The sequence below is a fragment of the Mesorhizobium sp. M0227 genome (genome assembly GCF_040321855.1).
In the GTDB taxonomy this organism is placed as follows: Bacteria; Pseudomonadota; Alphaproteobacteria; order Rhizobiales; family Rhizobiaceae; genus Mesorhizobium.
On record NZ_JAMYSJ010000022.1, the window covers coordinates 60595 to 83823 of the forward strand.

General features: G+C 62.2%; 29 protein-coding genes. 10 read left to right on the plus strand and 19 right to left on the minus strand.

The window, feature by feature from the left end:
* The first annotated feature begins 99 nt into the window (after nucleotides 1-99).
* Both NKJ00_RS24450 and dusA read left to right on the plus strand, forming a co-directional pair.
* Entirely contained in the window at nucleotides 100-2082 is a 1983-nt protein-coding gene (locus NKJ00_RS24450) for a BTAD domain-containing putative transcriptional regulator (RefSeq protein ID WP_352631570.1), read from the plus strand.
* 242 nt (nucleotides 2083-2324) lie between these two features.
* Entirely contained in the window at nucleotides 2325-3323 is a 999-nt protein-coding gene (gene dusA, locus NKJ00_RS24455) for a tRNA dihydrouridine(20/20a) synthase DusA (protein ID WP_352612255.1), read from the plus strand.
* A gap of 10 nt (nucleotides 3324-3333) precedes the next feature.
* Here dusA and NKJ00_RS24460 read toward each other — a convergent pair whose 3' ends face one another.
* On the minus strand, nucleotides 3334-4038 hold the full coding sequence (locus NKJ00_RS24460) for a TIGR02281 family clan AA aspartic protease (protein WP_023813938.1): 705 nt from the start codon (nucleotides 4036-4038) through the stop codon (nucleotides 3334-3336).
* Between the two features lie 7 nt (nucleotides 4039-4045).
* A complete protein-coding gene (locus NKJ00_RS24465) occupies nucleotides 4046-4279 on the minus strand; it encodes a DUF1289 domain-containing protein (protein WP_031213804.1) in 234 nt (77 codons plus the stop codon).
* A 197-nt stretch (nucleotides 4280-4476) separates the two neighbouring features.
* Here NKJ00_RS24465 and NKJ00_RS24470 point away from each other — a divergent pair, with 197 nt between their 5' ends.
* A complete protein-coding gene (locus NKJ00_RS24470; RefSeq protein ID WP_352442446.1) occupies nucleotides 4477-5475 on the plus strand; it encodes a nicotinate-nucleotide--dimethylbenzimidazole phosphoribosyltransferase in 999 nt (332 codons plus the stop codon).
* A gap of 12 nt (nucleotides 5476-5487) precedes the next feature.
* Here the strand turns inward: NKJ00_RS24470 and NKJ00_RS24475 are convergent, their stop codons facing one another.
* Both NKJ00_RS24475 and NKJ00_RS24480 read right to left on the minus strand, forming a co-directional pair.
* Complete coding sequence (locus NKJ00_RS24475; RefSeq protein WP_352612253.1) at nucleotides 5488-6018, minus strand: GNAT family N-acetyltransferase; 531 nt, start codon at nucleotides 6016-6018, stop codon at nucleotides 5488-5490.
* Between the two features lie 50 nt (nucleotides 6019-6068).
* Nucleotides 6069-7589 carry a sensor histidine kinase gene (locus NKJ00_RS24480; protein ID WP_352442420.1) on the minus strand — a complete coding sequence of 507 codons (1521 nt, stop codon included), beginning with the start codon at nucleotides 7587-7589 and terminating at the stop codon, nucleotides 6069-6071.
* Between the two features lie 75 nt (nucleotides 7590-7664).
* Between NKJ00_RS24480 and NKJ00_RS24485 the strand changes: the two genes are divergently transcribed.
* The 4 genes from NKJ00_RS24485 (at nucleotide 7665) to NKJ00_RS24500 (ending at nucleotide 10161) form a co-directional block, all read left to right on the plus strand.
* Entirely contained in the window at nucleotides 7665-8285 is a 621-nt protein-coding gene (locus NKJ00_RS24485) for a thermonuclease family protein (protein ID WP_127297290.1), read from the plus strand.
* A gap of 43 nt (nucleotides 8286-8328) precedes the next feature.
* Nucleotides 8329-8940, plus strand: a complete 612-nt coding sequence (locus NKJ00_RS24490; RefSeq protein ID WP_352442421.1) for a glutathione S-transferase — start codon at nucleotides 8329-8331, stop codon at nucleotides 8938-8940.
* The gene (locus NKJ00_RS24495) at nucleotides 8880-9560 is read left to right on the plus strand and encodes a uracil-DNA glycosylase family protein (RefSeq protein WP_352612298.1); all 681 of its coding nucleotides are present in this window, start codon (nucleotides 8880-8882) and stop codon (nucleotides 9558-9560) included. Before NKJ00_RS24490 ends, NKJ00_RS24495 begins: the two co-directional genes overlap by 61 nt.
* Before the next feature lie 109 nt (nucleotides 9561-9669).
* Entirely contained in the window at nucleotides 9670-10161 is a 492-nt protein-coding gene (locus NKJ00_RS24500) for an Lrp/AsnC family transcriptional regulator (protein ID WP_006205209.1), read from the plus strand.
* A gap of 20 nt (nucleotides 10162-10181) precedes the next feature.
* Here NKJ00_RS24500 and NKJ00_RS24505 read toward each other — a convergent pair whose 3' ends face one another.
* The 12 genes from NKJ00_RS24505 to moaA form a co-directional block, all read right to left on the minus strand.
* A complete protein-coding gene (locus tag NKJ00_RS24505) occupies nucleotides 10182-10751 on the minus strand; it encodes a DUF3299 domain-containing protein (protein ID WP_023813946.1) in 570 nt (189 codons plus the stop codon).
* A gap of 133 nt (nucleotides 10752-10884) precedes the next feature.
* Nucleotides 10885-11589: a DNA alkylation repair protein gene (locus NKJ00_RS24510; protein WP_352442422.1), complete on the minus strand. Its 705-nt coding sequence runs from the start codon at nucleotides 11587-11589 to the stop codon at nucleotides 10885-10887.
* Nucleotides 11590-11598: 9 nt separating this feature from the next.
* Nucleotides 11599-12468, minus strand: coding sequence for an NAD(P)-dependent oxidoreductase (locus NKJ00_RS24515; protein ID WP_352552222.1), 870 nt, complete (start codon nucleotides 12466-12468; stop codon nucleotides 11599-11601).
* Between the two features lie 106 nt (nucleotides 12469-12574).
* Entirely contained in the window at nucleotides 12575-13396 is an 822-nt protein-coding gene (locus NKJ00_RS24520; RefSeq protein ID WP_128303652.1) for an ABC transporter permease, read from the minus strand.
* The gene (locus NKJ00_RS24525; RefSeq protein ID WP_128303653.1) at nucleotides 13393-14112 is read right to left on the minus strand and encodes an ABC transporter permease; all 720 of its coding nucleotides are present in this window, start codon (nucleotides 14110-14112) and stop codon (nucleotides 13393-13395) included. The genes NKJ00_RS24520 and NKJ00_RS24525 overlap by 4 nt, the downstream gene beginning before the upstream one ends.
* 79 nt (nucleotides 14113-14191) lie before the next feature.
* Entirely contained in the window at nucleotides 14192-14977 is a 786-nt protein-coding gene (locus tag NKJ00_RS24530; protein ID WP_027036615.1) for an ABC transporter substrate-binding protein, read from the minus strand.
* A 157-nt stretch (nucleotides 14978-15134) separates the two neighbouring features.
* On the minus strand, nucleotides 15135-15644 hold the full coding sequence (gene mobB / locus NKJ00_RS24535; RefSeq protein ID WP_352612251.1) for a molybdopterin-guanine dinucleotide biosynthesis protein B: 510 nt from the start codon (nucleotides 15642-15644) through the stop codon (nucleotides 15135-15137).
* Nucleotides 15641-16267 carry a molybdenum cofactor guanylyltransferase MobA gene (mobA, locus tag NKJ00_RS24540; protein ID WP_352612249.1) on the minus strand — a complete coding sequence of 209 codons (627 nt, stop codon included), beginning with the start codon at nucleotides 16265-16267 and terminating at the stop codon, nucleotides 15641-15643. Before mobA ends, mobB begins: the two co-directional genes overlap by 4 nt.
* Before the next feature lie 55 nt (nucleotides 16268-16322).
* A complete protein-coding gene (locus NKJ00_RS24545) occupies nucleotides 16323-17243 on the minus strand; it encodes a DMT family transporter (protein WP_352631572.1) in 921 nt (306 codons plus the stop codon).
* A gap of 225 nt (nucleotides 17244-17468) precedes the next feature.
* Nucleotides 17469-17828 carry a hypothetical protein gene (locus NKJ00_RS24550; RefSeq protein WP_023813955.1) on the minus strand — a complete coding sequence of 120 codons (360 nt, stop codon included), beginning with the start codon at nucleotides 17826-17828 and terminating at the stop codon, nucleotides 17469-17471.
* A gap of 120 nt (nucleotides 17829-17948) precedes the next feature.
* A complete protein-coding gene (locus tag NKJ00_RS24555; RefSeq protein WP_023813956.1) occupies nucleotides 17949-18422 on the minus strand; it encodes a hypothetical protein in 474 nt (157 codons plus the stop codon).
* Between the two features lie 56 nt (nucleotides 18423-18478).
* A complete protein-coding gene (moaA, locus tag NKJ00_RS24560) occupies nucleotides 18479-19474 on the minus strand; it encodes a GTP 3',8-cyclase MoaA (RefSeq protein WP_352631574.1) in 996 nt (331 codons plus the stop codon).
* Nucleotides 19475-19673: 199 nt separating this feature from the next.
* Here moaA and NKJ00_RS24565 point away from each other — a divergent pair, with 199 nt between their 5' ends.
* A complete protein-coding gene (locus NKJ00_RS24565; RefSeq protein WP_023813958.1) occupies nucleotides 19674-20027 on the plus strand; it encodes a gamma-butyrobetaine hydroxylase family protein in 354 nt (117 codons plus the stop codon).
* Nucleotides 20028-20100: 73 nt separating this feature from the next.
* A complete protein-coding gene (locus tag NKJ00_RS24570) occupies nucleotides 20101-20712 on the plus strand; it encodes a pyridoxamine 5'-phosphate oxidase family protein (protein WP_023813959.1) in 612 nt (203 codons plus the stop codon).
* A gap of 17 nt (nucleotides 20713-20729) precedes the next feature.
* Here NKJ00_RS24570 and NKJ00_RS24575 read toward each other — a convergent pair whose 3' ends face one another.
* Nucleotides 20730-21182 (minus strand): MarR family winged helix-turn-helix transcriptional regulator, encoded by a 453-nt coding sequence (locus NKJ00_RS24575; protein ID WP_023813960.1) that lies wholly within the window; start codon nucleotides 21180-21182, stop codon nucleotides 20730-20732.
* 47 nt (nucleotides 21183-21229) lie between these two features.
* Between NKJ00_RS24575 and NKJ00_RS24580 the strand changes: the two genes are divergently transcribed.
* Nucleotides 21230-22138: an alpha/beta hydrolase gene (locus tag NKJ00_RS24580; RefSeq protein ID WP_352631577.1), complete on the plus strand. Its 909-nt coding sequence runs from the start codon at nucleotides 21230-21232 to the stop codon at nucleotides 22136-22138.
* A gap of 13 nt (nucleotides 22139-22151) precedes the next feature.
* Here the strand turns inward: NKJ00_RS24580 and NKJ00_RS24585 are convergent, their stop codons facing one another.
* Nucleotides 22152-22547: a rhodanese-like domain-containing protein gene (locus NKJ00_RS24585; protein ID WP_056587731.1), complete on the minus strand. Its 396-nt coding sequence runs from the start codon at nucleotides 22545-22547 to the stop codon at nucleotides 22152-22154.
* A 55-nt stretch (nucleotides 22548-22602) separates the two neighbouring features.
* Entirely contained in the window at nucleotides 22603-23217 is a 615-nt protein-coding gene (locus NKJ00_RS24590) for a TetR/AcrR family transcriptional regulator (protein ID WP_352631579.1), read from the minus strand.
* Between the last annotated feature and the right edge of the window lie 12 nt (nucleotides 23218-23229).

Below are 23229 nucleotides of genomic sequence, written 5' to 3' on the forward strand. Positions count from 1 at the left end.
AGCCTAAACAGCCTGCCGTTACGGCAGCGCTTGAGCGCGAAGGCCGACTGTTGCGAAGCGTTAGTTTTGAGTTAGGATTTCGTCAGGCTGGGATAGCAAATGCAAAGTGAGGACAGGGGCGCTGCAAATAGAATCTCACTCTTCGGCGGTTTCCGGATTGAAAATGAAACGGCCGGTCCGCTTCGGCTGACCGGGAAACGAGGGCCGGCAATCATCGCCTATCTGGCCCGGTGTCCGGGCATGGCGGCGACGCGGGAGAGGCTGGCTGACCTCCTATGGGGCGACAGTGACGGCGAACATTCGCGCAACAGCCTTCGGCAAGCCCTCAGTGTCCTGCGCCAGGATCTGGCGCGAGAAGGGGTGGATCTCATCCATTCCAGCGGTGAGCTGATCGCCCTGAGGCCAGAGGCCTTTCAAATCGACGTGGAGAAGTTCGAAACGGGTCTCTCGGCCCGTTCCGCTCAGGACCTCGCGAAGGCCTTGGCGAACTACACCGGGCCCTTCCTCGACGGGCTTTATCTGGGAAGCAATGCGTTCCATGACTGGATCACATCGGAACGCGACAGGCTGCTTAGCCGTGCGCTTGAGTCCTTCGAAAAGCTGGCCCGTCTCGTCGACCCCGATGCAGGGCTGATCCTAGCCGATCGTATTTTGGCCATGGAACCGACACGGGAAGAATCCTATCGGCTCAAGATGGAATTGCTCCTTGCATGTGGCCAACGCGACAGGGCAATCAGGACATACGAAGCTTGCAGAAGCATGCTGAAGAAGGAGTTCGGCGTCGAAGCAGGCCCTGAAACGCGGGCGCTTTGGCAATCTCTGTTGCTTGCCGCCGACGACGCCTCAAATGTGCAGTCGACAAGTGGTGTTCCGGCCAGCCAGCGCCTTGGGCGCCCGTCCATCAGCGTTGCCGACTTCGTCAATCTGACCGGAAAGCAAGGCGACGACTTTTTCGCCAAGGGACTTGTCCAGGACATCACGACGGCCCTCTCCGAAGTGGCCGACTATGTCGTGCTCGCCGCGCTTCCGCCCGAGAAGAGCGGCCCGGGCGAAGAAGCCAAGACGCCAGGGATACTCCGGGCGCGATATATGCTCAGCGGCAGCGTCCAGAGATCCGGCAATGGGTTGAGGGTGAATATCCAGCTCGTCGACGCCGCCGGCGGCCACCACGTCTGGGCCCAGAAATTCGACGGCCACTCCGAAAACGCGCTCGAATTCCAGGACAGGATCGCACAGTCTGTTGTTCTTGCCGTGATCCTCGAACTTCAACTGACCAACTGGAAGGTTCGAGACAAAAGCCCGCCGGGTACCCCTGAAGTGCGCAGGCTGGTCAACGAAGCCCTCATGAAATATTTTGAGATGACTCGGGACTCGCTTTTGGTGGGGGTAGAGCTTGCCGAGAAGGCTTTCTCGATAGGTCCCGACAACGCCCGTGCAAAGCGGACGCTCTCGATCGTAATATCCATGGGCGTGGCGTTTGGCGCGCTGCCTCGGGAGCGTGGGGTGATCGAGCGTGCGGTCGAACTCGCGGAAGCCGCGGTGCGGGCGGTACCGGACGATGAAATTGCCCGATGTATCTTGTCGTTCGCTCTCGAAAGTTGCGGTCGTATCGACGAGGCGATCGCCGAATGCCGCCACGCGATCAGCCTCAACCCAAGCTACCCGACTGGCCACGGCGATATTTCGATGCTCTTTGCGTTGCGCGGGCAGGTCGACGAAGCGGTGCGCGAGGCCAACGAAGCAATCCGGCTCGGAACGCACGATGTGATCGACTTCTGGCGCCACCACGGCCTGGTTGTGGCGCTCTTCGCTGGCGGAGACAACCAGCGGGCGCTCGAAGCCGCCCGCAAAGTGGTCAGGACAAAGCCGGGCTTCGTTCGCGGTGCCCTTTATTGGGCCGCGACCGCGTCGGCCACCGGGAACAACGAAGAAGCGTCCCGAGCCATCCACCATTGCCTGTCACAACTTCCGCATCTCAATCTGAGCAATGTCTGCCCTGGCTTTGTGCCGCGCTATGTGAAGGATCATCACCATTCCCGGTTCCTTGAGATGCTGTCGAGGGCTGGCCTTCCCAGTTCCTAGCCACATCTTTGGCGCAGACACCATCATACGAAACTGGAGGGTTCCATCCTCCGCCCAGGCATCGAAAGCAGATGACGCGTTGGCAATTCCGGCCAGGTCGACCTATAAGCTACCCCTGCGATTGAGCTAGTCGCGCCGCACGCCGTCGCGCCAGCCAGTCATCCGCCGAATTTGCGGCTTGGCCTATCATGGCACGTGATAGAGTTCATACGATACGATTTAACCTATTGAAGTTACTAAATATGCAAGAGTATCAAAGGTTTAGGATAGCCATAGCCCCGATGATGGACTGGACGGACCGGCATTGCCGGTTCTTCCACCGCCAGTTGACGAGCCATGCACTGCTTTACACCGAGATGGTGGTGGCCGACGCGGTCATTCACGGCGCGCGCGAGCGGCTGCTCGGCTTCGATGCGACGGAACATCCGGTCGCGCTGCAGCTCGGCGGCTCTGATCGTGAAAAGCTCGCCGAGGCTGCCCGCATCGGCGAGGCTTTTGGCTATGACGAGATCAACCTCAATGTCGGCTGTCCGTCGGACCGCGTTCAGTCGGGCACGTTCGGCGCCTGCCTGATGAAGGTGCCGGACCTCGTCGCCGGCTGCGTCGCAGCGATGAAGGCGGCGGTGACAATTCCCGTCACCGTCAAATGCCGCATCGGCGTCGACGAGCAGGACCCGGAACCAGCCCTCGATGCGCTGGCGGATGGGGTTTTCGATGCCGGCGCCGACGCGTTGTGGGTGCATGCACGCAAGGCGTGGCTGGAAGGGCTGAGTCCCAAGGAAAACCGAGACATCCCGCCGCTCGATTACAGCAGAGTCTATCGACTGAAGGCAAAAAAGAACAACAAATTCATAGGCATAAATGGTGGAATTCAGTCGATTGAAGAGGCCCAGGCGCATCTCGACCATGTCGATGGCGCCATGCTTGGCCGCGCCGCCTACCACACGCCCGGCATTCTGGCCGGCGTCGATGCCGCTTTCTACGGCGTCCAGTCCGAGCCGTTCGATTTTGCCGCGCTGATCGATACCATGGCGGACTATGCGGCACGCCATATCGAGCAGGGTGGCCGGCTTGGCCATGTCACCCGCCATATGGTCGGACTGTTCCATGGCCTGCCCGGTGCGCGCCGCTACCGGCAGATCCTGTCCACCGACGCGACAAAACCCGGCGCCGGCCCGGACGTGCTGAAGACGGCTTTCGCGGCCGTCGAGTTCGGTGGAGCAGCAGCCGAAGCGGCTTGAGTTTTGGAGATCAATCCCTGAGGATCATGCGGTCGCCGCGCACGTCAAAACCCGACAATGAACCGATGAAGTTCATGCCGAGCAGGCTCTGGCTGAGCATGCCGGGTGCGGCGATCATCACCGACATATCCCTGCGCATGATGCCGCCGATCGCAATCTGATCGGTTTTCACGGCCGCGGCGCGTGCCATGCCGTTGGCGGTCGAAACCGGTATGGTGTAGTTGAGCGCGGCCGGATTGAATCCGGCGGCCTGCGCATCCTGTGACGTCAGCACGGTGCTGGTTGCACCCGTATCCACCACGGCCCGGACCGGGTTGCCGTTGACCAGGATGCGCGCTTCGAAATGGCCGTTGTCGGCCTTGTCGAGCGTCACCGTGGCGTGACCGTCTTCGACGCCGAGCGCAAGCGGGCTGCCGGGAACAAGGCCCGCGGTCACCCGGCTGGCGACATCCTGCAACTCATAGCGATATTGGTAGCCAGCGATCAGCGCGAGTGCGATCGCCGCCCAGGCGCCGAGGTTGCGGGCCATGGCGCCCAGGGGCCGGCCCGAGCGAAGCAGGCCGGCGCCGACAAGGGCGCCAAAGGCGCCGAGCCAGATCAGTCGGCTGAAATCGTTGTTCTCGACGCCGAGCGTGCTGCCGGCGGAATCGTTGAGCATGAGCAGGACTGCTCCCACCCCGATCGCGGCCATCAAGATCCAGAACAACCGGCTCATCCGCACCTCACGATAGCGCGTCGCGTTCGCGCGTCATGCGGGTGCGGCGCGTTTCCCGGCGCGGCCGGCGCTCGACCGTTTCCAGCCGGGCCGGCAATTGCGCCATGACGCTGCGGCGCGTTTCCGTCGTCATCCCGATCCAGGCGCCGATCTCCTCGCGCGTGCGGCCGCAGCCGAAACAGAAGCCGGTTTTCATGTCGATCGAACAGACCAGGATGCACGGGGATTCGATGGCCGTCATGACTTTCTCTTGGGCTTCCATCCGGAATCCCTTGTTCCACCTCCACATGGTGCAACGGCAAAGCCAATGCAAGCCCTCGCGATTGCGCCCTTCGGGGCCGGCTTTGCGTCAAATGCAGGCCCATCATCCCGGAGGTTGTGCCAACCTCGCAAGGCGGCTATGCCGCTCACCAACTCCAGGGAATGATCGACAACAAGATGACCAGCGCACTGCCTTTCGACGATTTTCGCAACCTGTTGGCCAATCTGCCGACGGCCGACACGGCAGCCGAGACCCGCGTGCGCATGCTGTTTGCCAAGGCCGACAAACCAGGCAATTCGCTTGGCCGTATCGAGGACATCGCCGCGTGGCTGGCAGCCTGGAGCGGGCGGGCCCCGCCCGCGGTGACAAGACCGCTGATGGCGGTCTTTGCCGGCAATCACGGCGTCACGCGCCACGGCATTTCGCCACGGCCGGTGGCGGCGACCGCCAATGCGGTCGAGCTTTGCGCCGCCGGAGGTGCCGCGATCAACCAGATCTGCATCGCCAACGATCTCGGACTGAAGGTCTTCGATCTCGCCCTGCACATCCCGACCGCCGACATCACCGAGGATGCTGCGCTCGACGAGCGTGGCTGTGCCGCCACCATGGCCTTCGGCATGGAAGCGATCGCCGGCGGCACCGACCTTTTGTGTCTCGGCGATCTCGGCGTCGGCAACTCCACCGTCGCCGCCACCCTGTTTGCGGCGCTGTTCGGGGGCAGGGGCGCCGACTGGGTCGGCGCGGGGTCGGGGGCCGATGCGGCCATGCAGGCACGCAAGGCCGACGTGGTCGATGCTGCGCTGGCTTTTCATGACGGCCATCTCGGCGACCCGCTCGAGGCGCTGCGCCGGGTCGGCGGCCGTGAATTCGCAGCAATCGCCGGCGCCATCCTTGCCGCGCGGATGCAGAAAATCCCGCTGCTGCTCGACGGATTGGCCGCCACGGCAGCCGCAGCGGTACTGCATGGCGTCAATCCCACCGCGCTCGATCATTGCCTGCTGGCCAGCCTGTCGCCAGAGCCTGCGCATGCACGCGCCGCCCAACGGCTCGGCCTGCGCCCGTTGCTCGATTTGGGCATCAGCCATGGCGAAGGGGCAGGGGCCGCCCTTGCCGCGGGGCTGGTCAAGGCCGCCGCGCTGACCAGTTCGGGCATGGCTGCGGCAGTACGCGGCTAGAGTCTTGAGGTATTAGCGCCGGAGATTGGGAATGCGATAGACGACAGCGTTGTATTTTGGGTTGGAGCGGCCGCCGACTATTACGCCTCCAAGGCGTTCCGCTATTCTTCTGCTGGCCACGTTCCTTTCGGCAACCGGATATTCGAAGCAGTCCGGTTCAAGTGCCTCGGAGGCCCACTCCGCGACAGCAGCAATTGCCTCTTGGCCAATGCCGTTTCCTTGAGCGTCTTCCCTGATCCAGATCCCGAGTTCGGGACACACGGTCTTCGCTGCATGAAGGCCGACAAGTCCCAGACAGCGATCGTCCGCCAATGCACGCACAACAAAGTGCAAATCCGATCCGTCCTGGATTGGCGTCAGCCAGGATCGCCATACTTTGGCAAAGGCCGCCAGTGATCGAGGTGGTTCCCACTGCATGAAACGGGTGATGGCGGGAGTGATGGCGAAAAAGAGGTCTTCAGCGTCGTCGGCTGTAAACAGCCTCAAGCGAAGGCGGTCCGAGTGGATCTCTATGCCAACGACGTGCCAATCACCTTCTGCCATCGTGGGGCGCCGTCCTTCTTGCTGGCCATCGACACAGTTCGCCGCGACGCTTACCGTCGTCGAGCCGCCACCGCCGCTGTCGGCAGTGCTGGCAGTTCCTCCATCACCCGGCTCAGCGGAAAGATGGCGATCGCCTCGGTCCCTTCGCGCAGCTTGGAATGAAGCTCGAACTCGCCGCCATGCATGGCGAGCAGCCCTTGCACGATCGGCAAGCCAAGCCCGGTGCCTTGCTCGGCGCTCTTGATCGCGATCGAGCCCTGGCCGAAGGCGGAAAGCACGATCGGGATCTCGTCTTCCGGTATGCCCGGACCGTTGTCCTTGATCGAAATGTATTGTCCGCCGCCCGCCGTCCAACCAACGCGGACACGGATTTCACCGCCGGTAGCGGTGAATTTTATCGCATTCGACAGAAGGTTGAGCGTGATCTGTCGCACCGCACGCTCATCAGCGAAAAGGCGCGGCAGTTCGTGCTCGAAATCCTGGACGACCCGGATATCCTTGTTGCGCGCCCTCAACTCCATCATGTGACAGCAGTCCTCGACGATACCAAGCAGCATCACCGGCTCTTCGTTGAGCTGGTAGCGGCCGGCCTCGATGCGCGAGAGGTCGAGGATCTCGTTGATCAGGTCGAGCAGATGCTGGCCGGATTCGTGCACGTCATGGGCGTAGTCGCGATAGGTGGGATTGCTCATCGGCCCCAGCACCTCGTTCGACATCACCTCGGAAAAACCGAGAATGGCGTTGAGCGGTGTGCGCAATTCGTGGCTCATCGAAGCGAGGAACCGCGATTTCGCCAGATTGGCGTCTTCGGCCCGCCGCCGCGCCTCGTCCGACATCGATTTCGCCGTCTCCAGTTCGGCGATCAGCGCATCCTTTTCGGAGCGGAACGACAACATCATCAGGGACGAGTGGTTGAGATGCCGGGCCACATAGGCGAAGAACGGCAGCGACATGACCAGCAGCGCGGCCATGATCGCCTCGACCGGCATCCATAGCTTGGCGCCGGCATAAGCGTAGAGCGCCACGGGAACGGCAAAGGTGGCCAACAGCGCCCCGCGCAGAGACGAGGTCATCACCGCGGTCGCCGCCATGGCGAACAACAGCACCACGGCCTTGACGATGTGGAACGGATCGACCTCGCAGACGCTGCAGCCAAGCCACACAAACCATGCCCAGCCGAGACCGCAAAGGAAATGGCCGATCAGGAATTCCCGTCGTGCTTGCGAAGGGTTGAGGTCGGAAGCTTCCGTGCGCTCGATGCGCCGCGCCATGAAGGCAACGATGGTGTAGCAGGTCAGGGCGAACAGCGCCCAGAGCCCGATCTCGTTGCCGATTCCGGCCAGCCGGCCGGCCGCCGCGATCGACAGGACAAGAAGCGGGATGGCGATGGCGCCGCTGGTCATCGCGCGGGCATGCAGCTTCAACAGTTCGCGATCGAAATCGGGATTGCCGGCCTGCTGCGAAAGACGGTCACGCGTCTTGCGCACCGCGCGCGCCACATCGCTGTTGCGATGAGGTTTCCTGCGGTCCACAATGAACTTGTCCGCTGTGTTCGAGCGTTGCAAGGGCATCAAAACTTCAATTTATGCGAGCAGCGGTTTCCAAGTGTTAAGCTACGTTCGAATGATTAACCAACCGTTTGCCATATGAGCCGCTCATGGTCGCCAAGACCGCGCCGGCGATACGTTGCGCGCCCCAGAAGCCTGTGGCGCCGGCTGGTGGATTACGGGCTTGCCGTCATCATCCTCGGACTGCTGATCCTGCTGGCGGCCCGCCTCGACCGGGTGGAGACACGCAAGACGCAAGGCGTGGCAATCATCAACGACGGCGATTCGATCACGCTTGGCACCGAGCGTATCCGCATGCGCGGCATCGATGCTCCAGAATATACGCAGACCTGCCGCAAGAACGGCGCGGACTATTCCTGCGGCACGCTTGCGCGTCAGTCGCTCGTTCGCCTGATCGCCGGCAAGCCCGTCTCTTGTACCGGCTGGCAGCGTGATCGTTATGGCCGGCTGCTCGGCGACTGCACCGCCGGCGGCAAGAATCTCAACCGCGCGCAGGTCGAGGCCGGCTGGGCGGTTGCCTATGGCGACTTCGAGAGCGAGGAGGCCGTCGCCCGGGCGGGAAAGGCCGGCATCTGGGCGGGAACGTTCGATCAGCCGCAGAACTGGCGAGACAGCCATCACGGGGAAGTCGTCGAGAAGAAGCACGGCACGCTGGCCTCGATCGGCGATGCCGTGCGCGAGATTTTTCGCTTCTGGTGATACGCGTCCTGGAACTGGAACCGAGAACGAACAGGAGGATGGAATGAAACTCTTCGACGGGGGCCGGGCGCCCAATCCACGGCGGGTCCGCGTTTTCCTGGCCGAGAAAGGCATCGAGGTTCCGCAGGTGCCCATCGACATGGGGGCGCTCGAACACAGGCAACAGGCGGTCAGCTCGCGCAATCCCTTGCAACGCCTGCCGGTGCTGGAACTCGACGACGGCACCGTCATCACGGAATCCGTCGCCATCTGCCGTTATTTCGAGGAACTGCATCCCGAACCGGCCCTGTTCGGGCGCGGCGCACTCGGCAAGGCGCAGGTCGAGATGTGGCAGCGACGGATGGAATTCAATTTGCTCAGTTGCGTCACGCAGGCTTTCCGGCACATCCATCCGGCCATGAAGGAATGGGAAATCCCGCAGGTCCCCGAATGGGGTGAGGCCAATAAGCCGAAGGCCGTGGCGTTCCTCAGGCTTCTGGACGGCGAACTGGGCAGCCGGGAGTTCATCGCCGGTGACAGCTATTCGATCGCCGACATCACCGGCCTGATCGCCGTCGACTTCATGAAGCCGGCACGCATCAAGGTGCCGGATGACTGCGCGAATGTGTTGCGCTGGCATCAGGCCGTCTCCAGCCGGCCGAGCGCATCAGCCTGAGAATGACTGTTGAACTCGAAAACCTCGTCGCCAGGGTCCGCGCCTGCCGTATCTGCGTGGAAAATTCGGCCGGCAAGCCGTTGCCGCATGAGCCACGACCAGTGCTGCGCCCTTCGTCCAGCGCCCGTATCCTGATCGCCAGCCAGGCGCCCGGCACCAAGGTACATCTGTCTGGCATGCCGTTCACCGACGCCTCCGGCGACCGCCTGCGCAGTTGGCTTGGCGTGACGAGCGACGAATTCTACGACATCGAAAAATTCGCCATCGTCCCGATGGGCTTCTGCTTTCCCGGCCAGGATGCCAAGGGGGGAGATCTGCCGCCGAGGCGCGAATGCGCGGCGGCCTGGCGCGCGCCTTTGATGGCCTCGATGCCACGGATCGATCTGGTGCTGACGATCGGCATCTATGCGCAGTCCTGGCACATGGGTGCGGCGCGCCGGCCCTCCCTGACCGAAACGGTCATGGATTGGCGCTCCATCTGGGAGAATTCCGTCGGTCCGAAAGTGCTGCCGCTGCCGCATCCCTCGTGGCGCAACACCGGCTGGCTGAAGAAGAATCCATGGTTTGAAATGGATTTGCTGCCTTTTCTGCGTTCGGAAATCCGATATCGCCTCGGCTGACCTTACAGCAAGAAATCACTCGCTTTTCCGTCAATTGGCAGAATTTCTTTCTTGTGAAAGGTCGGAATAAGGGGGAGTATAGCCAATCTATTCCCCTGGGGAGCAAAATATGGACCGCCTCGATAGAAAAATTCTCCGCCTTTTGCAGGAGGACGCGACACTAGCGGTCGCCGACGTCGCCAAGAAAGTCGGGCTGTCGACAACACCTTGCTGGCGGCGCATCCAGAAGCTCGAGGAGGAAGGCGTCATCAAGCGGCGCGTTGCCATTCTCGACCATGAAAAGGTCAATGTGCGCGTCACCGTCTTCGTGTCGATCCGCACCAATTCGCACAGCCATGAATGGCTGCGGCGTTTCTCGGAAGTCATCCAGGAGTTTCCCGAGGTGGTCGAGTTCTACCGCATGAGCGGTGACGTCGATTATCTGCTGCGGGTCGTGGTTCCCGACATCGCCGCCTATGACGCCTTCTACAAGCGGCTGATCGCCAAGATCGAAATCCGTGACGTGTCGTCGTCCTTCGCCATGGAGCAGATCAAGTACACGACCGAAATCCCGCTCGACTACATGGTGCTGGACAAGGAATCGGGTGCCAACGCCGCCTGAGCTGCAGCAGGTTGTCCTGCTTAGTTCTTCTTTTTGTTGAGGAAACTCCAGGGCGAATTGACCGGCAGGGTGACGGTGTCCGGTACGCTGCCGACGGCGACCACGTCTGCCTTGCGGACGCTGTAGCCAGACTGGATGACGCTGACGCCGTCGAGGATGAACAGCTGGCTCTTCTCCATGTCCGGCTTCAGCGCGCCGGTGACCGCGACCGGCTGATAGGCCTCGGAGATTTTGTAGGGACGTGCCGGCGTGACCAGCACGATCTGGTTGGGGGGCGGCGTTGGCATGTGGCTGCACGCACCCGTCCACGGCACCAGCAGGAACTGATAGACAAGATCGCCGTCGCGATCGACCGGCAATGCGTAGCCGGCTAGCTGAATGCTTTTGTCCTGCAGGTTGAGGGACAGCGTCTCGCCATGGTCGGGCAATTTTGCCGCGATCATCGGCAGCCCGACGTTTTCGGCGGCGGATTGCGTAGCCGGACGCAGATCCTTCCAGAATATGTGCGCGGTCTCGGCCGAGGCATCGGTGGCCGCGGACACAAACAATGCCGCTGCGAAGGCCAGGATTGATTTGGGAGGATTGCTCATTGGCCGCGTCCATTTGAAGCTCAAGTAAAGACGCCGCTGTCAACGACGTCAACGCTCCCGCCGCATCACATGTCGGTAGCCGCATCACATATCGGCGAGATCCAGACATGCCGGAAAGCGAAATCCCGCGCCGTCAGCCTTTCCTGGCGACGATCCGCGCGAGCGTCTTGGCATTGGACAGCTCCCTTACGGCGTCCTTGCCGATCCAGCGCGCCGTCTTGTCTGCCGACTGCGCCAATCGTTCGGCGACAGCCAGGGCAGCGCCGTGCATGTCCATTGATCGTTTGCCGATCGACCGAAGCGCCCAGTTCACGGCTTTCTTCACGAAATTGCGGCTGTCGTTGGCATGCGTTTCGATGATCGGCAGGAAGGCGAGGAAGGTCGTCTCCGGCTCCTTCTTCCGGTGGACGACAGACCAGGCCATCATGGCAAAGGCCGTGCGCCGAACGAATTCCCGCTCGTCCGCCGCGAACTCGGCGATCAGTTCTTTCCAGGCGTCCGTGTCGACAAAGAGGTCGGAGACGCCGTCGACGATGTCCCAGGAGTCGAAGCTGGCCGCCCATCGTCTTGCATCTTCAGCAGAAAACCGTTTCGGGTCAGCCGTGACGGAGGCGATGAACTGCGCCTCCATGATGCCGGTGTCCCATAGCTCGAAGGCGCGCTCGTGGTTGCGTCTGATCTTCCTGGCGATCTGCCGCTGCATGCCGTGCGAGATACCAAGCGCACGGTCGATCTTGATGCCGTAGCGCAACATGCCGAGGCGGTTCTCCTCCGACCCGATAGCGCGAAGATGGGCGACGATTTCCGCGGCTGTGGATTGAGGTGAGAGCTCTGCCACGGCGGAAACCTACTTCTCCAGGCGCGCCAGCAGCGAGGACGTGTCCCAGCGCTTGCCGCCCATCGCCTGCACATCCTTGTAGAACTGGTCGACAAGTGCTGTCACCGGCAGTCTGGCGCCATTGCGATCGGCCTCGGCCAGACAGATGCCGAGATCCTTGCGCATCCAGTCGACGGCGAAGCCGAAATCATATTTGCCGGCATTCATTGTCTTGTGGCGGTTCTCCATCTGCCAGGAGCCGGCGGCACCCTTGGAAATCACCTCGATCACCTTCTCGATGTCGAGTCCGGCCTTCTTGCCGAAATGGATGCCTTCGGCCAGGCCTTGGACGAGGCCGGCTATGGTGATCTGGTTGATCATCTTGGTGAGCTGGCCGGCACCGGCCGACCCCATCAAGCCGACCATGCGGGCAAAAGCGTCGATAACAGGCTTCGCTCTGTCGAAAGCGTCCTGCTCGCCGCCGACCATGACGGTCAGCACGCCGTTCTCGGCGCCGGCCTGGCCGCCCGAGACAGGCGCATCGAGAAACGAAAACCCGCCGGCTTCCGCCGCCGCCGCTAGCTCGCGAGCGACCTCGGCCGAGGCCGTGGTGTTGTCGATGAAGACCGAACCCTTCTTCATCGATTTGAAGGCGCCTTCCGGACCGGTCGTCACCGAACGCAGATCGTCGTCATTGCCGACACAGGAGAAGACAAAATCCTTGCCCTCGGCGGCCTGTGCTGGCGTCGCCGCAAGGCTACCGCCATGCTGGCCAACCCATTGCTCGGCCTTGGCCTTGGTGCGGTTGTAGACGGTGACATCATGGCCACCCTTGTTCTTCAAGTGCCCGGCCATCGGATAGCCCATCACGCCAAGACCGAGAAATGCAACAGATGCCATGAGCTTGCCCTTCAGAAACGGAATTTGCTGCGAAAGCTCTAGGCTCTGCGCTCAATTCGTCAAGACGCGTAGGGCAGGATCGGCTGGTGCAGCTGAATTGAAATAGTCAGCGTTTCAGGTGAACGGTGATCCGGCGCTCGATCCATTCGACGCCATGGCGCAATATCTCGACCATCACCAGATAGACGAGCGCGACCCAGATATAGGCCTGGATGTCGAACGAGTTGGCGAAGGCGAGCTTTGCATTGCCCATCAGATCATAGACCGTGATGATGGCGACGATGGCGGACGCCTTGACCATCAGGATCAGTTCGTTGCCATAGGGCCGCAAGGCGACGATCAGTGCTTGCGGCAGGATGATCTTGCGCAACGTCTGCAATTTGTGCAGGCCAAGCGAGGCAGCGCCTTCCCACTGCCCACGAGGCACGCTCTCGATGGCGCCGCGCAGAATCTCGGCCTGATAGGCGGCGGTGTTGAGCGCAAAGGCAAAGACGCCGCAATTGAACGCGTCCTTGAAAAAGTCCCAGAGGCCGATCGACTGGAGTTCGATCCTGAATGAGCCCAGTCCGTAATAGACGAGATAAGTCTGGACCAGCAGCGGCGTGCCGCGGAAGAAATAGACGTAGCAATAGGCGAGGCCGGACAGGATCCGGTTCTTGGACATGCGCCCGTAAGCGACGGGCACCGACAGAATCGCGCCGAGCACCATCGATATGGAAACCAGCGCGAGCGTAACCCCAAGCCCGCTCAAATAAGCCGGCGCATATTTGGCGAAGAAATCGGGATTCCAGGCAAGGAAGAGATAGCTGACGATGCCAATGCCGAACAAAATCCATAGGCAGACCAGCGCGTAACCGGCGATACGCCTGCGCGGCCAGCCGCGCGCCCGTGGCGGCGGCCGTTCGACCATTGTGGCCGTGGCGCTCATCGCTGCGCCTCCTGCCGACCAAGCGAGCGCAGAATAGCGCTGGTGGCGAAGGACGACAGGACGGCCAGGGCAAGAAAGACCAGGGAGGCGACGCCGAAGAACAGGAAAGCGTGCTTGGTGACACGGGCGGCAATGCTGGCATTGCGCAGCGTCTCGGCCAGGCCGACGACCGACACCAGCGACGTGTCCTTGAGCAGGCTGAGCCAGCAATTCTCCAGGCCGGGGAACGCGATGCGCAGCAGCTGCGGCACGATCACCTTGCGCATGGTCAGCCAGTTCGAAAGACCGATGGCATAGCCGCCCTCGTATTGGCCTTTGGGAATGGCGCGGAAGGCGGAAAGAAAAACCTCGCTGGCATAGGACGAGAAGATCAGCGCAAGCACGATCATGCCGGCGACGAAGCTGTTGACGTCGATGGTGGTGTCCGGCCGGAAATACCTGACGAGATGCTGCAGCAGGATCGGCATGCCGAAGAAGAACAGGAAAAGCGTCACCAATTCCGGCAGACCGCGAAAGACGGTGGTGTAGATGTTGGCGGCAAGGCGCAACGAGGGTTCTTCGGACTGCTTGGCGAGTGCAATGAAAAAGCCGATCGTCAATCCGATGGGCAGCGTGGCAAGCGCAAGCGCAATGGTGATCAGTGCGCCATAGGCAATATCGTCAAGCCAGCCTTCGGGTCCCCAACTGAGAAGTGTCCATATGCTCTGGGCTGGCATCGATCGGTCTTATCCCCACGGCATTCCCAAGATGAACAGAAGACGGCGGGGGAATTCCCCGCCGTCTTGACCGTATTTATCAGGACTCGGCGCCGTAGACGTCGAACTTGAAGTACTTGTCGTTGATTTCCTTGTATTTTCCATTGGCGCGAATGGCGTCGATGGCCGAGTTGAGCTTGTTGACCAGGTCGGTTTCGCCCTTGCGCACGGCAATACCGGCGCCAGGCCCGAAGATCTCGACCGGCTGCGGCGAAGGTTGGCCGAGGATCTTGCAGCAGGCGCCGTCAGGCGAATCCAGAAACTGCTGCAGCACGACAATATCGTCCTCGATGGCGTCGAGACGGCCATTGGCAAGATCTGCCTGCTCCTCGGGGCTGCTCGGATAGCCCTTCACGGTGCTGTCGGTGTAGGTCTTCGAGGCATAGTTGAAATGCGTCGTGGTGGTGGCGACGCCGATGGTCTTGCCGGCGAGATCTTCCTTGGTCACGCCTTTCAGCGTGCTGTCCTTCGGCACGGCGAGAGCCGACGGCGTGTTGTAGTATTTGTGCGAGAAGTCGACCTTTTCCATCCGCTCCGGCGTGATCGACATCGAGGCGACGATGGCGTCGAACTTGCCGGCCTGAAGGGCGGGAATGATGCCGTCCCAATCCTGGGCGACGAAGGTGCACTTGACCTTCATCTCGTCACAAAGCGCCTTGGCGATGTCGATGTCGAAGCCCACGAGCTGGCCATCGGCCGTGAGATTGTTGAATGGTGGGTAGGCGCCTTCGGTGCCGATCCTCAGGGTCTTTTCCTGGGCCTGGGCGACGCCGAGCGTCAGCAGCGCGGCCGATGCGGCAAGCGCGATACGCAGTGAAATACGCATGATGGTCCTCTCTTTATGGTCCCGGCCGTCGTTCCGAACGGCTCTGTGGGGCGGTGCTTTTGACCGCCCGCTGGCGCGATACTCCCACTCTTTCCAAGAAAAAAGCAACTGCAAAACCGTAAAAATGGGCAAGGCTATTCTGCCGTTGCGTCAGCGCTCAAGCAACGAGCCCAGTGGTGCGTTCGATGAAGTCGGCTATCGATTTTGCATCGTCGAGATCGAATACCGGCAGCAGCTCGCCTTCAATCGCAAAATCGGCGGCGACAGCGACGATGTTGGGATCCTCCGCCGAAAGCGGCGTGCGGTCCTTCGCATCCAGCCGGCGGGTTTCGATCTTGTCATGGGCTTCGCGCTTGTAGCCCTCGACCAGCACAAGGTCGCAAGGGGCAAGCCGCGACAGGACAGTCTCCAATGTCGGCTCATCCTCGCCGCGCAGTTCGTGCATCAGTGCCCAGCGAACGCCGGAGACGATCGCGACTTCGCTGGCACCGGCCTGCCGGTGGCGGAAACTATCGGCGCCCGGTTTGTCGATGTCGAAATCATGATGGGCGTGTTTCACTGTCGATACCTTCCAGCCGCGCCGGACAAGTTCGGTGACCAGCCTTTCGGTCAAAGTCGTCTTGCCGGAATTCTTCCAGCCGGTGATGCCGAAGACGCGTCTGTTCATGGCTTGATGCTCTGCAACAGACGCTCGGCAGACACAAGATCGTCCGGATCGTTGATGTTGAAGAAAGGGTCGACCCCCGCCGATTGCGGAACCGGGAACTCCACCTCGACAAAACCATGCCGGTCGATGAAAGCCGAAACCCGCCTGTTGTCCTCATCGACCAGAAAGTGCCGCAAGGCATCGCGGCAGCCCGTCGGCCAGAGCGCGAAGGTCGGGTGCCGCTTGCCGGCCGAGCGGGCAACGGCAATCGAACCGGGACTTTGATCGGCGGCCGCAGCCAGACGCTCGACAAGGTCCAACGGCAGGAAAGGCGTGTCGCCGGCAGCGCTGACGATCGCCTTGCAGCCCGGGTTGGCCGCGGCCCATTCGAGGCCGGTCAGGATTCCGGCGAGCGGCCCGGCAAAGCCGGGCACGCTGTCGGCAAGCACCGGCAGTCCAAAGCGCAGGAATCGTGCAGGATCGCCATTGGCGCTGAGCGCCAGCGATTCGATCTGCGGAGTGAAGCGCGACACGACCTGGTCAAGCAGGCAGCCATCGCCAAACGGCAACAGGCCCTTGTCGCCGCCGCCCATCCGTCTCGACTGGCCACCGGCCAGGATGATCCCCGCAATGTCTCGCTTCATGCCACGAAGCCTGTACGCCAGCCGTCGGAAATCACAAGAACCTTCAATGATCTGGCTAGATTCCGTCCGGAACCATGCTCGGCCCCGTGCTTTCGGCGACGATCTTGCGCCGGCCGGCGACCCGCTCGCGGTAGAGCGCATAGAGGCCCGAGCCGATGATGATGGTGGCGCCGACGATCATCGGCGGATCGGGGATATCGGCGAAGATGAACAGGCCAAGCAGGATCGACCAGATCAGGGCCGTATAGCGGAACGGCGCGATGAAGGAGATGTCGCCCGCCCGCATCGCCATGATGATGAACTGGTAGCCGATCAGCACCAGCACCGCCGCCAGGGCCAGCAGGGCTGTGCTGTCCCCCGTCATCGGCGTCCAGCCGCCCATTGCCGGCAACAGCGCCGCACCGACGATGGTCATGGCAAGCGCGGTTGCCGTCGACACCAGCAATGTCGGAATGGCCTTGGGAATTTGCTTGGTGGCGAGATCGCGCACCGCACAACAGGCAACGCTGGCCAGCGCCGCCAGCGAGTAGATGCTGAACCCTTCGAAGCCAGGCCGCACGATGATCAGCACGCCGGCAAATCCGATGGCGATGGCCAGCCAGCGCCGCCAGCCGACAGCCTCGCCAAAGACGAGCGCGGCCCCCATCGTCACCGCCAGTGGCAGCGCCTGCAGCACCGCCGAAACATTGGCGATCGGCAAATGGGCGAGGGCGACGAGAAAACTCACCGTGGCACCGGCCTCGCTGATCACGCGCAGGGCCACCAGAGGCTGCAGCATCGAGCCCGGGCGGGCGAGCGCGCCGCGCTGCCAGGCGAGCAAGCCAACGAAAAGCGAAGCGAAAGCCCCACGGATCAACATGACCTGCGCCATGTTCATCGATTGTGACGAGTATTTGGTGATGGCGTCGTTGAGGGTGAAGCCGGCCATCGCCACCATCATGAACAACGCGCCGCGAATATTTGGTGACAGGGGCAAGACGGCTACCGGTTCTGCTAATGCATGTCGCCCAAAAGTGACCTCGATTTTTGGGAAACGGCATGCATAAGAAACAAAGACCTAAAGCGCGTCACCTGAATCCGTTCAAACGCGACGCGCTTCAGGCAGCAAGCCTGTAACAGCCGGGCATGAAACAGCAATAGCAAAGGGCTGGGCCACAGCCTTGTTTGTGGCCCAGAAGATCACCTGCAATGGCGGCAGAACTTACTTCTTGGGCGTCAGCACCTCGGTGCCATTGCCTTCCTTGCCGGCGATGGTCCACAGACCATGCAGCGAGCCGTCATCCGTCATCTTGTAGACGACGAGGCCGATATCCTTGCCCATGACATAGCCGGCGGAGAAGGCGTCATCGTTGCGCATGCAGATGCCGTCGGAAGATGAGCCACCGGTTTCCCAATGGATCGCGCAGGTCGTCCCGCTGGTCAGCGTGATGGTGGCTTCGCCGCCATAGGCCGAACCGTCGAAGTTGGTGCCGGCGACCGTATAGGTGCCGCCGATCGACTGCGCCGCGGCGGGCGCGGCCGCGAGACCGAGCAAGGCGAGAGAAAGAATGAGTTTGCGCATGATGTATTCCCCCTGTGAGCGAAGAGCCGCTTCCAGAGAAAGGCTAGGCTGGAACAGACTGGCCGTAAATCCGGCTGCGGTTCGCGAACAAGACTTTTTCTGGGGTGTGGTCCGAAACGTTCATGGTCCCTTGAGACTGCCGGCAATGGCGCCGACCAGCGGGTCGTATTTCGACTTCAGGGCCGGAGGGTAGTCGACCCAGACCGTGCGGATGACGCCATCTCCACCAAACAGGCGCCGCTCGTAAAAGATCTTTCCTTCCTTCAAGCCCGACAGCACTGCCCAGTCCTTTCCGGCCCTGCTGTAGGTCACCTTGTAGCCCGGCTCGTTGCTCGCCTTCTGCGCCGCGACAAAGCCTTTCGGCGTATCGTCGTCGATGTTGAGGATGCCCGAGCAGATCAGGCTGGCACCATCGGCACTCAGCCATTGCTGCCCGTCGCCATTGTCGGGCTCGGGCTGGTGCTCGGTGAAGATTTCCTCGGGAAAGGTGCAGACGGTGCCGAAGCGCTCGTTCACATAGGTGAACGGCGCGGCAATTGCCGTGCTCGCCGCGATCGCAGCGAAAAACGTCCCGAATGAAAAGAACCGCCGCATGTCTTGCCCCGAAGTCGATGACCGCACGGCAATTCTTGCACAGATCGGCGGGAAGATCAGCCGCCGGTGACGCTCATATGGCGCGATACCGATGGGCGGCTGGTGCGGCGGTCGATGATGAAGTCATGGCCTTTCGGCTTGCGGCCGATGGCTTCGTCTATTCCTTCGGCGACCAGCTCGTTGCCCTCGGAGGCGCGCAAGGGCGCGCGCAGGTCAGCGGCATCTTCCTGGCCCAGGCACATATAGAGGGTGCCGGTGCAGGTCAGCCGGACGCGGTTGCAGCTTTCGCAGAAATTATGCGTCATCGGCGTGATGAAGCCGAGCCGTCCGCCGGTCTCGGCGACCTGGACGTAGCGGGCCGGGCCGCCGGTCTTGAAGGGAATATCGGTCAGCGTGAACTGGCGTTCCAGCGACGCGCGCAGCAGCGACAGCGGCAAATACTGGTCGGTGCGGTCGGCATCGATCTCGCCCATCGGCATGGTTTCGATGACCGTCAGGTCCATGCCGCGGCCATGCGCCCAGCGCATCATCTCGGGCAGCTCGGCGTCGTTGAAATCCTTCAGCGCCACCGCGTTGAGCTTGACCTTCAGCCCCGCCGCCTGCGCGGCATCGATGCCTTGCATGACCTTGTCCAGATGGCCCCAGCGGGTGATCTTGTGGAACTTGTCGGCATCGAGCGTATCGAGCGACACGTTGATGCGCTTCACGCCGCAATCGGCGAGTTCGGCGGCAAAGCGCGACAGCTGCGAGCCGTTGGTGGTCAACGTCAGTTCTTCCAGCGCGCCGCTGGCGAGATGCCGCGACAGCTGGCGCACCAGATGCATGATGTTCTTGCGCACCAGCGGCTCACCGCCGGTCAGGCGCAACCGCCTGACGCCCTTTTCGATGAAAACCGTGCACAGCCGGTCGAGCTCTTCCAGCGACAGCAGGTCCTTCTTCGGCAGGAAGGCCATGTCCTCGGCCATGCAATAGGTGCAGCGGAAATCGCAGCGGTCGGTGACCGACACGCGGAGATAGCTGATCGTGCGGCCGAAAGGATCAATCATGTCCATGCTTCAAGCGCTTCCCGTGGCCGTGAACGGCTTCGTTATATACCGCTATGTGATACGATCCGGCCATTCATTCAAGATACCGCCTCTCGATCTTTGGTAACATCCCTGCGCCGACATCGCATGTCGGTCGGTCTCATCAGGTCTTTTCCCGTTTAGCGAAGCGGCGTAGGGAAGGGTGGATGAGACGGGATCGAACAGCATGACCGCACCGAAAGAGCTCAGGGTCTCCAAGGACCGCAAACTTTTGTCCGTCACCTTTCCCGACCATCGGCCGTTCGAACTGCCGGCGGAACTGCTGCGCGTCGCCTCGCCATCGGCCGAAGTGCAGGGCCATTCGCCGGATCAGCGGGTGACGGTCCCCGGCAAGCGCAATGTCGCAATCCTCAAGATCGAGCCAGTCGGCAACTACGCCGTGCGCATCACCTTCGACGATTTCCACGACACCGGCATCTTCACCTGGAATTACCTGCATACGCTCGGCCACGAGAAGGATGCGCGCTGGGAAGCCTATCTCGCGGAGCTTGCGGAAAAGGGCCTGAGCCGGGACCGCTAAAATTGATTCCCCTCGCTGTCGTCAAAACGTCATCGATATGGCGTAGCGCCGGCAAAAGTTTGGAGGCGAAAACATGTCCGTCATCACCACGGTCGAGCAGCTCGAGGCGCTCTATGGCGTTCCAGGCGAGGCCTCGCTGGTCAAGGAACTCGACCACGTCATTCCCGAATATGCCGCCTTCATCGAAGCCTCGCCGTTCGTCGCGCTGGCGACCAGTGGCCCGGAGGGGCTGGACTGTTCGCCGCGCGGCGATCTCGCCGGCTTTGTGCGCATCCATGATCCGAAAACCCTGATGATGCCGGATCGTCGCGGCAACAACCGCGCCGATTCGCTGAAAAACATCATCCGCGACCCACGCGTCGGCCTGCTGTTCCTGGTACCGGGCTCCGGCACGACGCTGCGTGTCAACGGCCGCGCTCATATCACCACGGATACGGCGCTGTGCGCATCATTCACGGTGGACGGCAAGGCGGCGCGATCGGTAACCGTCGTCGACATCGATTCGGTCTATTTCCAATGCGCCCGGGCCATCGTCCGTTCCGAGCTCTGGAACGCGGCAAGGCACGTCGACCCGAAGTCGCTGCCGACGCCCGGACAAATCCTGGAAATCACCAGCCGCAGCAACATCGACGGCGAAACCTACGACAAGGAATGGCCGGAGCGGGCGAAGAAGACGATGTGGTAGGTCTGGCTGAAAGGTCGTCACGCCTCTTTTAGCACATCATAGATCTTGCGCATCTGCTCGCCGATCATGTCGCATTGTTCCGGCGTCGACTGGCTCATCGCCTTCTCGATCAGCGCCATATGCACTTTCAGCGCCTGCATCAGCAGCGCCTCGCCGGCCTCGGTGAGCGCGAGCCGCAGGATGCGCTTGTCCTTCTCATCACCTTCGCGGCGCAGCAGGCCGCGCGCCTCCAGCTGCGGCAAAAGCATGGTGATGTTGGAGCGGCCGACGAGCAGCTTGCGGGCAAGATCGTGCTGCGACATGCCGGGGTGGCGATAGAGGTTCATCAGCACGTCGAGCTGCGCCGGTTTCAAATCGAGCGGTGCAAGCTTCACCGCGAGCGTGCGCTCCAGCACATGGCAGGCGCGCGCCACCGCGACCCAGTTGCGGAAACGGGGGTTGTCCCAAGGCAGCTCTTGTTTATTGTTCATCTTTGAACTATTATGTTCATGCTTGAACGTATGGATGGATTTTCACTATGGCATCATTCGGGCTGAAGGTCATCCGGGGCGTGTTCGGTGCGGCAGAGCGTGTCGCGCCGCGGCTTAGCGGACGCGCGGCGTTCGAATTGTTCTGCCGCACCCCGAATGTCAAGGCGCTCAGCGATGGCGAGCGCCGCGCTGTCGAGCGTGCGGCCGGGTTCATGACCGAGGCGCGACATCACCGACTGAAGACCGCGACCGGCTGCGTCATGGTGCACGAGTTCCGGCCCGAGCCGGGCAGGGCGGCCGCCGGCACGGTGCTCGTCGTCCATGGCTGGCGCTCGCGCACCGAATATATGCGCGCCTTGATCGAAGGCTATCGCGCCGCCGGCTACAGGGTCGTTTCGCTTGACCTGCCCGGCCACGGCCAGTCGCAGGGCCGGCGCCTGAACATGGTCAATGCCGTGGATGCGGTGCGGGTTGCCGGCGAATGGTTCGGTCCCTTCGTGGCAGCCGTCGGCCATTCCTTCGGCGGCGCCGTCGCCGCCAATGCCATCGCCGGTTCGGTCAAGAACATTCCGCCGCTGGCGGCCGGACGCCTGGTGCTGATCGCGGCGCCAAGTTCCCTGCCGGCGATCTTTGCCGACTTCAGTCATATGTTAAATGTCGGCCCGCGCTCGCAAGCCGCCATGGCGGACCGGGTCGAGCATCTTTCCGGCCGGCCGCTGCACGAATTCACCGGCGACCGTCAGCTCGCCCAGGCGCCGGTGCCGACCCTGGTCATCCATGCGCAGGACGATCGCGAAGTGTCGGCCGATCATGCAAGGCGCTATGCCGGCGCCGGCGGCCATGTGCGGCTCTACTGGGCCGACGGGCTCGGCCACCGCCGTATTCTCGCCGACAAGGGCGTGGTCGAACGCGCGGTCGGCTTCGTGACGCATCGCGAGCCATTGCTGCTGCACTGAGCGGCGGTCGAGATTATTTCTTCTTCTCGCCGGGTTCGACCGGCAGTCCGGCGGCCTTCCAGGCGGTGTAGCCGCCAAGGATGTGCTTGACCGGCGAAAGCCCCATGTCCTGCGCCGTCTTTGTGGCCAGCGCCGAGCGCCAGCCGCCGGCGCAGAAGAACACGAAGCTCTTTCCCGAGGCGAAGAACGGCTTGTGGTAAGGGCTTTCGGGGTCGATCCAGAACTCCAGCATGCCGCGGGTGACATGCTTGGCGCCGGGAATCCTGCCGTCTCGTTCCACTTCGCGCGGATCGCGCAGATCGACGAAGATGGTGTCTTCATCGTCGAGCAGTCCGGCTGCCTCCTCCGGCGAAACCACTTCGATCTCGGCGTTCGCCTCGTCCAGCAGCTCGCGATAACCCTTTTTCACGCTCTCGTCCCTCCCGGCCTTGCTGGCGAATTTCGATCACACCAGCCGGCGTTTGTCACGCCGCGTCGGTGCCGGCCATTGTCGTCCAGGCAGCCATGGCACCGGCCACCGTCGCCAGCAGGGCATCGTGCGAGGCTCCGTCGCGTGCCTGGATCGACATGCCGTGCTGGACCGTGGCGAAGAAAGTCGCGGCGGCACTAGAGTCGAAATCCGCCGGCAATTCGCCTTCGGCAACGCCGCGCTCGAGACGCTTCTGCAGGGCGGTGTGGTTTTCGGCACGACGACGGCGCAGATCGTCGCAGATGGCGCCTCGGCTCGAATCCTGATGCAGCGCGCCGAGCGTGATCAGGCAGCCCTGCGGGCGATCGCTCTGCGCATAGGCCTTCGCCGTCAGGCTCAGGAATTGTTCGATCGCCTGCCGCGCGGTCGGAGCCTCGTCCAATGCCAGCCAGATGTCGGCACCCTCGGTGTGCGAATAGAAATCCGTCGCCTCCAGGAACAGTGCCTCCTTGCTGCCGAAGGCGGCGTAGAGGCTGGGCGAGTTGATGCCCATGGCGGCGGTCAGCTCGCTCATCGATGCGCCTTCGTAGCCACGCGCCCAGAACACCTGCATCGCGCGTCGCAGGGCTGCGGTTCGATCGAAGGTGCGGGGGCGGCCTCGTTCCGGCATGATGCTCTTTTC